The following is a 13810-nucleotide window of genomic DNA, read 5'->3' as shown; positions in this document are numbered from 1 at the left end:
CCTAGACAGTGTTCTTTGGACATGAAATTACTTCTTTGTTTCAGGAAGTACTACATTCAGAATAAGGGCAGCGATACCACCAGTAGCAACGCCTGAGCTAAAGATATTACGGAATAACTCAGGAAGATGCTCAAGAATTTGTGGAACTTGTGCAACACCTAAACCCAGCGCCAGTGAAATCGCAATAATCAGCAGGGCACGACGGTCCAGATGGACACCAGACAGAATGTTAATACCAGATGCTGCGACTGCACCAAACATCACCATCACTGCACCACCCAGTACCGCTTGTGGAACGGCCTGAATAATACCAGCAACTGCAGGCAGCAAACCAAGAATAACCAGCAAAGCAGCAATCCAGATGCCGACATAACGGCTCGCTACACCTGTTAGCTGAATCACACCATTGTTCTGTGCAAATACCGAACTTGGGAAGGTGTTAAAAATACCGGCAAGGAATGAATTCGCGCCATTCACCAGTACACCACCTTTAATGCGCTTCATCCATTTTGGACCATCAACTGGCTGGTTGGAAAGCTTTGAAGTCGCAGTGATATCACCAATCGCTTCTAAAGACGTCACCAGGTAAATGAATGCCATCGGAATAAACAGGCTCCAGGAGAAGCTTAAACCGAAATGCATTGGGGTTGGAATCTGTACCAGAGGTGCATCTTTTAGACCAGAGAAATCCAGATGCCCCATAAAGCCTGCCAGAACATAACCACAGATCAAGGCGATTAAAATGGCAGAGCTTTTTATCCAGGTAATCCGGATGCGGTTCAGGATAATAATCAACGCCAAGACGGTACAAGACATGATCAGGTTGTCAGCATTGGCAAAAGTTTTATCGCTCATGGCCTGATAACCACCGCCCATACTGATTAAACCTTCTTTAATTAAGGTTAAACCAATCAGCAGCACCACAATCCCGGTGACCAAAGGGGTAATCAGTTTTTTGATCCAAGGCAGAATTTGTGACACGCCCATTTCAATAAATGCACCTGCAATCACCACACCAAAAATAGAAGCCATGACTGATTCTACAGGTGTACCTGCAGCCACCATGGCTGAACCAATACCAATAATTGGACCGATGAAGTTAAAGCTGGTTCCCTGAACGATCAGCAGACCGGCACCAAATGGCCCCACTTTTTTAGACTGTAAAAAAGTCGCGATGCCCGAGATCACCAGGGACATGGACAAAATCATGTTGGTGTCTTCTTTGGAAACACCAAGCGCCAGACAAATCAGCAGGCCAGGTGTCACAATCGGGACAATAATAGCTAATAAATGCTGGAATGCAGCTAAAAAAGCAATCAGTGGTTTTGGTCGATCTTCCAGACCGTATACCAGGTCAAGTTGATCTTTAGAAGGAGGAGATTGATTAAAATCAGACATGTGTCAATGCAAATTAAGGCTGGGTGGCGCTATTCTAATCGAGTTACACGTCTTTACAAAATCAAAAAAGCCCCAACGGAGCAAAAAAAGTTGAGGAGTGTGGTTACAGTGACTATAAAAGTTTTGTATTTTTCTGTATAATTTGCCCTCAAATTACATACGCATTGAATTTACATGTCAGATATTAAAACTCTCCGTAACATCGCCATTATTGCGCACGTCGATCATGGTAAAACCACTCTTGTAGACAAACTTTTGCAACAATCAGGTGCTCTCGGTGATCGCGCGGGTGAGATCGAGCGTGTCATGGATTCTGGCGCTATTGAAAGCGAACGTGGTATTACCATTCTTGCAAAAAACACTGCAATCAAATGGTTAGATGAACGTACCAATACTGAATACCGCATTAACATCGTGGACACCCCGGGACACGCCGACTTCGGTGGTGAAGTTGAACGTGTAATGTCGATGGTTGACTGCGTACTTCTTCTTGTAGACTCACAAGAAGGCCCGATGCCACAAACTCGTTTCGTAACGCAAAAAGCGTTCGCACGTGGTTTGAAACCAATCGTGATTATTAACAAAGTAGACAAGCCAAGTGCGCGTCCAGACTGGGTAATTGACCAAGTATTCGATCTGTTCGATAACTTAGGTGCTTCTGACGAACAGTTAGACTTCCCGGTTGTTTATGCTTCAGGCCTTCGTGGTGTTGCTGGTCCTTCTCCAGAAGAACTTGCTGAAGACATGACTCCGTTGTTTCAAACGATTGTAGATATCGTTGAACCACCAGCGGTTGACGTTGATGGCCCATTCCAAATGCAAGTATCTTCACTTGACTATAACAGCTTCGTAGGCGTTATCGGTATTGGTCGTATCCAGCGCGGTTCAGTGAAATTAAACACACAAGTAACTGTAATCGATAAAGATGGCAAAACACGTAACGGCCGTATCTTAAAAATCATGGGTTATCATGGTCTAGATCGCGTTGACGTTGAAGAAGCTTCTGCAGGCGATATCGTTTGTGTAACGGGTATCGATGCACTCAACATTTCTGACACCATCTGTGATCCGAAAAATGTTGAAGCTTTACCTCCATTGTCTGTAGATGAACCTACAGTATCGATGACATTCCAGGTAAACAACTCACCGTTTGCTGGTAAAGAAGGTAAGTTCGTAACTTCACGTAATATCCGTGAACGTCTAGACCGCGAATTGATTCACAACGTAGCATTACGTGTTGAAGATACTGACAGCCCAGACCGTTTCAAAGTATCTGGTCGTGGTGAACTTCACCTTTCAGTTCTTATTGAAAACATGCGTCGTGAAGGCTTCGAAATGGGCGTATCTCGTCCACAAGTAATCATCAAAGAAATTGATGGTGAAAAACAAGAGCCATACGAAAACGTTACTTTTGACGTTGAAGAACAGCACCAAGGCGCTGTAATGGAACAAATGGGTCACCGTAAAGGTGAAATGACCAATATGGAAGTTGACGGTAAAGGCCGTATCCGTATTGAAGCAACTGTTCCTTCACGCGGTCTGATTGGTTTCCGTTCTGAATTCCTGACCATGACTTCTGGTACAGGGATCATGACGTCTAGCTTCTCGCACTACGGTCCAATGAAGCAAGGTACTGTTGCAAAACGTCAAAACGGTGTGTTGATTTCAATGGTTCAAGGTACTTGCCTGGGCTATGCACTGTTCACACTTCAAGACCGTGGTCGTCTATTTGCGAAACCACAGTTAGAAGTTTATGAAGGTATGATCATCGGTATTAACTCTCGTTCAGACGATATGACAGTTAACCCGACTAAAGCAAAACAGTTAACGAACGTACGTGCTTCAGGTACTGACGATGCGTTGACTCTTGTTCCTGCGATTGAATATACACTTGAGCAAGCGCTTGAGTTTATTGAAGATGATGAACTAGTAGAAGTAACACCTAAGTCAATCCGTATCCGTAAGCGTTTCTTGACTGAAAATGAACGTAAACGTAACCGTTCAGGTAAATAATCTCTAGATTATTTCGGGTTTTCAAAAACCGTAATCTTTTCGAAGATTACGGTTTTTTTATATTTACGCTATGCTTGATCACAATTTACTAAAACGCATTAAACTAAGTCAAAATTAAAAGTATTTAGTCAGGTATAATTTGACCCAAAACTTGAAAATAAAATATGGGAGCAGTTATGAGCATTATTCAAGAATTTAAAGAATTTGCGATCAAAGGCAACATGATGGATCTGGCGATTGGTGTCATCATCGGTGGTGCTTTTAGCAAGATCATCGATTCATTGGTGAAAGATATCATTATGCCTTTAATTACCGTGATCACCGGTGGTGGCGTCGATTTTACGCAAAAATTCTTTATCTTAGGAAGAAACCCAGACAATTTACAATCTTTGGATGCCTTGACTAAGGCGGGTGTGAATGTACTGACTTATGGTAACTTTTTAACGATTTTAATTAACTTCTTAATTTTGGCTTGGGTCGTATTTTTATTGGTGAAACTCATGAACCGTTTACGTAAACAAGAAGGCCCAGTCGAGGAAACTCCGACTACCCCAGCCGATATTGAATTACTGCGTGAAATTCGTGATGAATTGAAAAAGCGTCCACAAGCATAATTCAGTGTATCAAAAACGGCGCCCTAAGCGCCGTTTTTCCTTATTTTCTCTCTCCTTTTAGGAAAGGGTTAGGGAGAGGTGAAACTATTTCTTTAAGAATAAAATAACCTCCATCCCCTTGCGGAATATATTCCTTCCTCCTAAAAGGAGGAAGGAATATTGCTTAAAAATCCATCCGAAACTTAATTTCGACCAAATGAAAACCAAACTGGCTTTTAACCGGGCCATGTAATACACGTTCAGCGGCAGTAAATACCAGTTTATCAATCACTGGAACCAGTTGGCCTTTCTTCACTTCACCTAGCTCACCGCCACGTTTGGCAGAATTACAGGTTGAATACTGTTTTGCGATTTTATTAAAGTCGGCACCACTTAAAATCTTCTTTTTAAGCTGCTCAGCGGTTTCTTTATCTTTAACCAGAATATGACGCACAATGGCTGTTTTCATGACTTTTTCCCTCGTACAGTTGCCACTTTTTTGACAGGGAGCTGGATCTTTTTCAAAGGTTGGCACTCAGGACAAAAAACTGAAGCCCGTTGTCCCAATTTAATATTTTCAAGTGTGGTCTCGCAGTTCACACACATTTCACCGGCACGGCCATAAGCCAGCAGGGTTTGCTGAAAATAGCCATTTTCGCCCATGGCATTGGTGTAGTCTCTTAAGGTTGAACCACCCAGATCAATTGCCTGTTTCAAGATACGCTTGATTTCCAGCACTAGCTTTTCAATCTGCACCAAGCTTAACGTCGAGGCCGGTTGTGCCGGATGAATCCCCAGATTAAACAGACTTTCGGTCGCATAAATATTGCCTACGCCCACCACCACATGGTTATCCATAATTGCAACTTTGGTGCCAACATTTTTATTCTTCAATTTTTCAAATAAATACTCGGCATTAAAGTTCTCGCTTAAAGGTTCTGGCCCCAACGTGTCAATCAATTTGCTTTGTGATTGTGCATCCAGCCAAAGAATGCAGCCAAAACGGCGAGGGTCATGATAACGCAGTTCGATATCATCAAACTGAATGATTAGATGGTCATGTTTGCGTAATTCTTCATTGCCATCGCATAGACGGAAACTTCCCGACATGCCCAAATGCCAGAGCATGGTGTCGTGTTCAAACTCCGCCAGAATATATTTAGAACGGCGAGTGAGCTTCAGTAATTTTTGCCCCACCAGCTTTTCTATATTCTCCGGAATAGGCCAGCGCAAACTTGACTGACGTACTTCAACACGTTTTACGCGTTGCTCTAATAAAGGCAATAAACTGGTTTTGGTGGTTTCAACTTCTGGTAATTCAGGCATAACACATCAGTGGCGAGGGAGATGCAGCTAATATTGGGTGAATTGGCTGGGATTGCAAGCGTTAATCTGGGTGAAATCGCTGGAAAATGACTGGGTATTTCATATTTATTTAAGCTGGAATTGTTTAAAGAATAAACTGGGTTTCTATGTTTTTATAGCGAATTTTCTTAGAAGGAAATCGAATGGAAATTATCAATACAATTATAAACTAATGAAAAATATATAAATAATTTAAGCTTATTAAAATAAAAATTATATTTTTATGTTTAAGGCATAACTAAAAGTTTAATGAGTAATAAAAAAAATGCTGGGAATTTATATGAAAAGTTATGTAAATTCATGCACCTAATAGCAATTTAAAAACCTTGCTTGTTTTTCTCTCCGAATGTTTAGGTTTTACATGAAATATTTAGGTCTAGCTCTATTGCCTTTAATGGCTGCCATGACAACCGCTCAAGCGGAATCTGCATTTGATCCACAAGGTCAATATTTACTGGGTGACTGGAATGGTCAACGTACAGAACTGGCCCAACAGGGAATTAAATTTGAAGCCAATCTGTTAACCGATACCGCCTATCTTACTGATGGTGGTCGTAATGAGGGCGCAGATCCATTAACTTCTGCCCAATTATGGCTAGGTACTCAACTGGACATGGAAAAGCTGGCAGGATGGAATGGCGTCACCGTACGTGCCGTGATGAGTGCACGTCAGGGTCAAAGTACCTCTGTCCGTGACTTGCAGGATCCTAGTGCACCGCAACTGGCCAATGTACAAGGTACTTTCGGACGTGGTAATCAGGATAGCCGTCTGAGCGAGCTGTCTATTGAAAAGAATTATAAAGAGCAGGGACTCAGTATTAAGGCGGGTCGTCTTGGTCTGGGCATGGACTTTAATGTCATGGCTTGTGATTTTGCCAGTACTGCATTTTGTGCAGCGCAAATGGGAAAATGGCAGGGCAATATCTGGATGAATACGCCTGTAGCACAATGGGGTGCGCGCGTGAAGCAGCAACTCAATCCTGAACTTGCAGTACAAGTCGGTGTGTATGAGTTTAATCCAGATAATGGTAATGGCGCTAAAGAAGGTCAGGGCTGGAGTCTGGATACCGACCATGCCGATGGCGTGACGATTCCGGCAGAAGTGATCTGGACACCGAAATCATGGGTGAATGGCCTGCCAGGCAGCTACCGGGTTGGCGGGATGTACAATACGGCCGATGATGTTGCCAACCAAAAAGATATTGCCAATCCTACTGATGCCAAAAACCGTACCTTTGCAGGCTGGTTAGCTGTAGAACAACAGTTAACGTCTACAGGTCAGGGCCGTCAGGGTTTGCATTCATTTGCCAACTTTACCTGGCATGACCGCGATACCAATAAAGTGGATAATTCACAACAAATCGGTTTGAAATATATCGGTCTTGCGGACAGTCAACCGAACGACATTTTAGGTCTGGCGGTCAACCGTGTGCATGTGAATGATCGCTTTGCTGATTCACGGCCAGCTTTCAATGCTGATGCAGAATACAATATTGAACTGAACTATAGCTATAACACAACAAAGTGGCTGATGCTGCGTCCAAACCTGCAATATGTCATTAATCCAGGTTCAAGCAACAATGTGGATGATGCACTGGTACTCGGTTTGACTACACGAATCATCTTCTAAAGTTTGATCGTTCACGTTATAACTAAACAGGCTCTTAAGAGCCTGTTTTTATTTTTAGAGTGAAACTGGGCAATAAAAAGAGGAAATACAGCGTGGCATTACTATTTCAACCTATTCAATTTGGATCACTGCAACTTCAAAATAAAATCGTAATTGCGCCGATGTGTCAGTACTCCGCAACAGAGCAGGGGGAAATCACCTATTGGCACGAGCAGCAATGGGCCAACTATGCCTTATCGGGTGCAGGTTTATGTATCGTCGAAGCGACTGCGGTACAGCCAGAAGGCCGGATCAGTTATGCCGATCTGGGTTTGTGGAATGACGAACAGGCGAAGCAGATCAAGACCTTACTGGAAAAAGTTAAATCCATTTCCCCGATGCCTTTTGCCATTCAGCTCGCACATGCCGGACGTAAAGCTTCAACAGATAAACCATGGGCAGGTAAAGGTCAGTTTAAGCCGAATGAAGCACATGGCTGGCAAACTGTTTCTGCCAGTGATATTCCTTTTCAGGCAGATGAGCATCCACCTAAGGCCTTAAGCCAGTCGGAAATTGAGCAGGTCGTTGCTGACTTTGCAGAAAGTGCCAAACGTGCAGTTGAGGCCGGTTTTGACCTAATTGAGCTGCATGCAGCGCATGGTTATTTACTGCATCAGTTCATGTCACCACTTTCAAATAAACGTAATGATCAGTATGGCGGCTCACTGGAGAACCGGATTCGCCTGACTCTGGAAGTATTACAAGCCATGAAAGCGGCGGTTCCAGAAGGTTATCCGATTGGAGTACGTATTTCGGCCAGCGATTGGATGGATCAGCCAGATAGCTGGACTATTGATTCTTCAATTGAATTGTCCAAAGCACTGGAAGCTGCGGGTGCTGCCTATATTCATATTTCCAGTGCCGGCTTACATGCCAAACAGAACATTGATGTGAAACCGAATTATCAGGTGCCTTTTGCAGATGCGATCAAGAAAGTCGTGAGTATTCCCGTGATTGCCGTCGGTTTGATTACTGAAGCTAAGCAGGCAGAAGATATTTTGCAAAAAGGTCAAGCTGATGCCATCGCACTGGCTCGTGCCATTCTTTATGATCCACATTGGCCCTGGCATGCAGCGGCAGCACTTGAGGAAAAAATTAAGATTTCACCGCAATATCTGCGCTGTGCACCGCATGGTTTGAATCACCTGTTTGAGCCTTTTTAACACTGCTTTAGTCTCAGAAATTCTTATAATGGAATATCACTGGCAAGAGGATACTGCATTATGATTTTTGCGGTCATTGTGCCCATATTTTTATTATTGGCACTGGGTTATCTGACTGTAAAGAGTCAAGTGTTAAGCAAAGAGCAGGTGGGGACGGTCGGTGCTTTTGTCATTAAAGTGGCCTTGCCCTTGCTGTTCTTTCAGTCCCTTGCCTCCAAAGACCTGCATGAAATCTGGTATTTTGAATACTTTGCCGTGTATAGCAGTGTGACCTTGCTGCTCTATGGTAGCGGCTTCTGGATTATGCGCCGTCATTTTCAGAATACGCATTCGCAAAGTGCAGTGCTGTCGTTGGGCGCTGCAATGTCAAATACTGGCCTGATTGGTACGGCTGTGCTCAGCTTATTGATCGGGCAACAGGCGATGACCTATACCTCTCTGGTGGTCATCATTGAAAGCGTGTTGCTGATTCCGCTGGTGCTGGTCATGGCTGCGCTGGGCACACAACATCAGGCAAATCTTGGCGCCATTTTGAAAAGTGTACTGCTGACCTTGCTGAAGAATCCCTTATTTATGGGGGTCATGCTCGGCATGGCCTGTGCGGTTTTCCAGATTAAAATTCCAGTCTATCTCGATCAGGTCTTCGCCTTGATTGGTCAGACGGCCTCACCATTGGCCTTGTTTGCCATTGGCGGCGGGATCGTAGGAATGAGTCTGAAATATGTCAATCTGCAAAGTTTCTATCTGGTATTTTCCAGCAATATCATGATGCCGTTATTGATGTATCTGGGACTGAGCCAGTTAACTGATTTAAGTCAGGAAATGGTCCATGCTGGTACGCTCATTGCAGCTTTGCCGATGCCGACGATTTTTGGCATGTTGGGACAGGCGTATGGTCTGAATGATCGAACTTTAACGCCATTGTTGATGAGTACCATTGCCGGTTTTATCGTGACCAGTGGCTTAATTGCCTTGTGGTGGGGATAATCTTTTAGAAGATGAATGCTCTGCTATTAAAAAGCCCCAAATTGCATGGGGCTTTTTATATTTTAATTTTGTGGAATTAACTTAACTTTTCTTCGCAGGTACTTTTTTCTGCTCAGCCAGCATTTTATCTACTGCTGCCAAAGATTCCTTGGCCTGCGGAACATTTTGCTGCGCCAATGCAGCAAAGATTTTCTTCGCTTCTGGCAGGTTTTGCGGAACAATACTGCCATTGGCAAACATATTACCTACTGCCATCAGCGCTGGAATATAACCTTTTTTTGCCAGTTCCTGAATGCTGCTTAGGCCTTGCTGAATCGGTTTTTCATCTTTGTTTTTGAAACCGCTGCTGATGTCATATAAGGCTTTGGCATGAATGGCCTGCATATTGCCTTTGCTGATCAGCGGTTGCAGCTTTTGTAGTCCGGCTTTATTTGACGCTGCCGTATTTTCAGAAAATAGCAATATGGCCAGATCAATGCTGGCATCATCAAATTTGGCTGCTGAAGCGCGTTCCAGATGCTGTTTGGCTTTGGCCAAATCCTGTTTGAGGCCGAGTGTGCCGGCTGCATAGTTTTTACCCAGTACATAATTGGCCACCGGATAGCCTTTGCTGGCTGCCTGCTCGTAAAGCTGAATGGCTTTTTTCTCGTCCTTGGTTGTACCTTGGCCGGTTTGGGTCAAATAGCCTAAGTTATATAAAGCTTGGGCATTTCCCTGACTGGCCAATTGATTCAAAGCGTCATAGGCACCTTTAAAATTATTGGCTTTGACCATGGCCTCAACTTTTTGGAATTGGGGATCGACTTGATCTTTTACGGTATTTGCCAGAGCGAATTGCGCAGAAAGGGCAAGAACTGTAGCGAGTACTAATTTTTTCATGGTTCCTATAACCTTATTATTGCTGGCACCTTATTCCTTGGTGCGATTTTAATCATTTTCACTTACATCATAAAAGGATTTTGTGCTTTGTAAATATACAATTTGTCACTAAATACAAATCATCGAAGCACAATATACCGATTAAATCGATGCATGATTTGGACAGGTTTCTGATCAATCCTGCAGATATCAAAAGGATTACTTTGCTTCAGCCGACTTCTCTGATTAAATCTCGGTTTGAATCAGACTCCCAGGATTTAACCATGTTTGTCAAAACCATTAAACGTCACTATGACAGAATCAATGCTGATGAATCGATTGCCGATGAAGACAAGATTGATGCGCTGCTGATGAAACTTGGTGCAGAGTTTTTGATGAGTCAGGAAGACCGAGTATATGTCTTTCAAAAAGGTGAACTCACGGCAAAGTTTGATGCCAAACATGCGCGGGCCTATCATTTTAAAGATTATGTGGTAAAAGACATGAATAAGCTGTTTCATGGCTTCTAAAATAAAAAAGCCAAGAATTTTATCTTGGCTTTTTTATGAGTTATGCAGTGATTATTGCGGACGCGCTACATCACCGCTCAAAGCTTCGGGAAGCTCCAGAACTTCGAGACCTAGCTCGTTCAATGCTTCAGGTTTTGCCACGACTAGCGCTTTATAACCATTTTCAATCGCGATGCTATTGACGACTTCTACATCATTATTCAGTTTTGTCGCCACAGCAGGTGTGGCACCTGTACCTTGAACCAGATGTAACCAGTGTTTTGGCTTGGCTTTAAACCATAAGCGCGCAATCACTTCCTGACCCAGATAGCAGCCTTTGTCATAGTGAATGCCTTCGCGTTGATGCAAACGCAATTCCTGAGGTTGAAACAGATTGGCGGTAGCCGCCTGGATCCAGGCCTGACCTGATTCAATGGCTTGCTGCTCCCAAAGGGTGGCATCGGTTTCAGTCGTAACGAAGTCAGTATGAATGCCATTAATGACTGGATAAACCGGACCGACCAGTTCCAGTTTCATTTTTGAAAAGGCGCCAAATTTTTTAATATGATTGGCCAGTTCCGTAGCCTGATCTGCAATGCTCACGATTTCAAAGCTTTCCGGACTGATTTTTTTAAGCCATAAGCCAAATTGGATGCGTCCTTTCAGACTACAGATTGCAGTATAGCGTGTCTGGTTTTCCGCCAAAGTTTCAGTATTCAAAGTCACCTGACCTTGAAGGAATTTTTGTGCATCTACACCATTCAGACTAAACAATGTAAAAGCAGGAGACGCTGCCATAATAAGCCCCGGTTTGAATACTATAAATCAATGCAGTTATTGTGCAGCAAGCATCAAATAGAGGCAAACAAAAAAGCCAACAATCGAAATCATTGGCTTTTAGCGAGCGGATCTTTAGTGGTGATGGCTAGCCGGTAATGACGAATCACAAGGGAATTTGCCTCCACAGACCCGTACGGTTTCCATCATGCCCTGATCTTCATGGTCGAGGATATGACAATGTTGTACGAAGTCACCTTCAAATTTCTTGTAATGGCTGCGGACAATATAGGTATAGTTTTGTTTTACAAAAAGCGTGTCCTTAAACTGTCCTTTCATGCCACGGTATTGCACATCATCCAGAACTGGATTCACCGGATCTTCTGGTGCCACTGCCTCACTGACATCCTTACCTTGAGGATTCAAAATTTTAACAATCTGGAACGGGTTAACATGAATATGGAACGGATGACCACCAAAACCAGCGCTGGTCAGTTCCCATTCATCAGTCTGTCCAACTTGTAATTGACGGACATATTCGCTATCCACTGAACCATCTCCATCAAAGAAATCTCCGAAACTCAGTGTATCTCCATCTTTTTTATGCCGGAAGCCAAATTTGAATACGCCAGTTCTAGGGTCGGGACCGAGCGAAAAAGCACTATATTATTTTGGTCGGGCAGCAACTACTTTATCAATTTCCGGTGTCATCAGTGATGGATGATCACTAAACGCAGAAAGATTAAGCTGAGATAACTGGCTCTGGATGTCTTTGCTTAAACCAATTTTTTGTGCCCGATCTTTCAGGAACTGGGCAGCAGTCTGAGCCTTGGTCTTGGTTGCTTTTACATTGACCCATCCCAGCAGTTGGGCATTGAAGCGGTGATTTGGAGCAATTTGAGGGCCTACATTCGGTAATGGCGCGTTAATTTCATCATCGATATTCAATTTGGTGTCAAAAAGGCAGTATCTATTGGTGGTCGGAAAGGCAACCATTGCATCATGACGATAACCAGGATGGAACACGGACAGGGTTCTGGTCTGTACATGATTCATGGTTAAGCCATCTTGCGCGATGGTATGCACATTCAGGCTATTCAGCTTCTCAAATTCAGCTTTCTTGTCTGCCTCCTGATAGGCTGAACAGGCTTTAATGGTTTGCTCTGCAGTAAACTTACTGGAGTCCGGAATTTCCTTAATGATTAAACCAATAGTATCGCGTACACCGCCATGAATCATGCGCCAGCGGTTAAATACATTCTGTTCAACCTTCATTTCTCCCACAATTTTACCGTTGATAGACGTGTAGTAATTCTGGTTGGTCCAAAAGCCGCCAATAGACAGGTCATTATAATTTTCTAGCATGCCTATACCTACACCTTCACAGTTATTGGGAACAGCGAATGTGACATTAGGATCGGGGTTGCTACAGCGATATTGGATTTGCTGGAACAACAGGATGTTTTCGTTCGGATAACTGTTTTTTTCTTTCCATAGAATATCCATATCTCCAGTTGAGGTGACTTTGCCATTTTTGACTTTTGGCGTTCTTGAGCCTTCAACAATCAATGGGCCTACCATATCATTTGACACCTGAAGAGCAGTTGAGCCATGCAGATGGGCGTGATACCAGTAAGTCCCTGCGGGATGATTCGGTTCCATTTTGAACTGATAATCAAATTTTTCCTGAGGTTTGAATTTCAGGAAAACATTATCGCTATTGCCTTGAGGACTGACCCAGAAGCCATGGGTATGCAGGTTGGTGGTATTAAAGCAGTGTGGTTCATTTACATTCTCAACATGAGTTGGACAGGTTGTTTCTGACTCGGATGGCAGCTGGTTATTCAGGTTAAGTGCCATGGTTTCACCCTGTTTGACCCGAATCTGTGGCCCGACCAGCTGATCCTCGACATATTCACCGGTTTTTTTCTTATCAAATAAACTGGGTTTGGTTAAATAGCCTCTCAGCAGTACCTGATCCCATAATCCGTTTCTAGGGTTATAGAGTTTGCTGGTTTTATAAGCCACGATCAGCTCATATTTGCCTTTGGCACTTTTCGGTAACAGAGGTGGGTTGCTAATTAAGCTGTCTGATGTGGTCGGAACGGGATGTGAGGGTTTGGGTGGAGGTGTTGGGTGTGAGGGATGAGAGGGTTGGAACGGGTTAGAGGGATTTGACGGCGGCGATGGATTTTTTGTTCCATCCCAACCGCGAGCTAAGAGCGTCAAAATGGCGGCTATAGCTCCGAATATTGCGATTTTCAACATTTCAGTTCTACCTGTTATAGTTATTGTTTTAATGTGAGGATTGCGAATAATGTGACATGCGTCACACTGAGCTTCTGATAGTTTTAGAAAATCTGCTATCCCAAATTAGGGGATTGAAATTTTGCTAAATGCGGTGGCAAAACAAGCCTATGAAAACCGGTGCGACTATATTTTTTTATCTTTAAAAAAATGCATATAAAATTAATTATT

The 13810-nt window shown here is 43.4% G+C and carries 11 protein-coding genes and 1 pseudogene; 6 read left to right on the top strand and 6 right to left on the bottom strand.

Annotated features, from left to right (window positions below; translation table 11 throughout):
- Positions 1-27: 27 nt before the first annotated feature.
- On the bottom strand, positions 28-1398 hold the full coding sequence (locus tag NI455_RS08150; RefSeq protein WP_253113487.1) for a uracil-xanthine permease family protein: 1371 nt from the start codon (positions 1396-1398) through the stop codon (positions 28-30).
- A 174-nt stretch (positions 1399-1572) separates the two neighbouring features.
- Here NI455_RS08150 and typA point away from each other — a divergent pair, with 174 nt between their 5' ends.
- Positions 1573-3411 carry a translational GTPase TypA gene (gene typA / locus NI455_RS08145; RefSeq protein WP_004281716.1) on the top strand — a complete coding sequence of 613 codons (1839 nt, stop codon included), beginning with the start codon at positions 1573-1575 and terminating at the stop codon, positions 3409-3411.
- Positions 3412-3587: 176 nt separating this feature from the next.
- The gene (mscL, locus tag NI455_RS08140) at positions 3588-4025 is read left to right on the top strand and encodes a large conductance mechanosensitive channel protein MscL (protein WP_253113485.1); all 438 of its coding nucleotides are present in this window, start codon (positions 3588-3590) and stop codon (positions 4023-4025) included.
- Between the two features lie 163 nt (positions 4026-4188).
- Here the strand turns inward: mscL and NI455_RS08135 are convergent, their stop codons facing one another.
- The gene (locus tag NI455_RS08135; RefSeq protein WP_004281718.1) at positions 4189-4473 is read right to left on the bottom strand and encodes a peptidylprolyl isomerase; all 285 of its coding nucleotides are present in this window, start codon (positions 4471-4473) and stop codon (positions 4189-4191) included.
- Positions 4470-5330 (bottom strand): bifunctional DNA-formamidopyrimidine glycosylase/DNA-(apurinic or apyrimidinic site) lyase, encoded by an 861-nt coding sequence (mutM, locus tag NI455_RS08130; RefSeq protein WP_129717587.1) that lies wholly within the window; start codon positions 5328-5330, stop codon positions 4470-4472. Before mutM ends, NI455_RS08135 begins: the two co-directional genes overlap by 4 nt.
- A 400-nt stretch (positions 5331-5730) precedes the next feature.
- Here mutM and NI455_RS08125 point away from each other — a divergent pair, with 400 nt between their 5' ends.
- The 3 genes from NI455_RS08125 to NI455_RS08115 all read left to right on the top strand — a co-directional run bounded on the left by NI455_RS08125 (position 5731) and on the right by NI455_RS08115 (position 9188).
- On the top strand, positions 5731-6999 hold the full coding sequence (locus NI455_RS08125) for a carbohydrate porin (protein ID WP_253113482.1): 1269 nt from the start codon (positions 5731-5733) through the stop codon (positions 6997-6999).
- A gap of 92 nt (positions 7000-7091) precedes the next feature.
- Positions 7092-8201 carry an NADH:flavin oxidoreductase/NADH oxidase gene (locus NI455_RS08120; RefSeq protein WP_253113480.1) on the top strand — a complete coding sequence of 370 codons (1110 nt, stop codon included), beginning with the start codon at positions 7092-7094 and terminating at the stop codon, positions 8199-8201.
- Positions 8202-8261: 60 nt separating this feature from the next.
- The gene (locus NI455_RS08115) at positions 8262-9188 is read left to right on the top strand and encodes an AEC family transporter (protein ID WP_004732131.1); all 927 of its coding nucleotides are present in this window, start codon (positions 8262-8264) and stop codon (positions 9186-9188) included.
- 81 nt (positions 9189-9269) lie between these two features.
- Here the strand turns inward: NI455_RS08115 and NI455_RS08110 are convergent, their stop codons facing one another.
- The gene (locus tag NI455_RS08110) at positions 9270-10067 is read right to left on the bottom strand and encodes a tetratricopeptide repeat protein (RefSeq protein ID WP_005104142.1); all 798 of its coding nucleotides are present in this window, start codon (positions 10065-10067) and stop codon (positions 9270-9272) included.
- A 263-nt stretch (positions 10068-10330) separates the two neighbouring features.
- Here NI455_RS08110 and NI455_RS08105 point away from each other — a divergent pair, with 263 nt between their 5' ends.
- Complete coding sequence (locus NI455_RS08105) at positions 10331-10576, top strand: hypothetical protein (protein WP_004645929.1); 246 nt, start codon at positions 10331-10333, stop codon at positions 10574-10576.
- A 51-nt stretch (positions 10577-10627) separates the two neighbouring features.
- On the opposite strand, the gene ygfZ is transcribed toward NI455_RS08105, so the two are convergent.
- Complete coding sequence (gene ygfZ, locus NI455_RS08100) at positions 10628-11353, bottom strand: CAF17-like 4Fe-4S cluster assembly/insertion protein YgfZ (protein ID WP_005266014.1); 726 nt, start codon at positions 11351-11353, stop codon at positions 10628-10630.
- 114 nt (positions 11354-11467) lie between these two features.
- Positions 11468-13600 (bottom strand): annotated as a pseudogene (locus NI455_RS08090) (multicopper oxidase family protein).
- Between the last annotated feature and the right edge of the window lie 210 nt (positions 13601-13810).

The organism is Acinetobacter lwoffii, assembly GCF_024129435.1.
Classification (GTDB): Bacteria; Pseudomonadota; Gammaproteobacteria; order Pseudomonadales; family Moraxellaceae; genus Acinetobacter; species Acinetobacter lwoffii_F.
The sequence above is the reverse complement of the archived record's forward strand: the minus strand, read 5'-3'. Positions and strand labels throughout refer to the sequence as shown.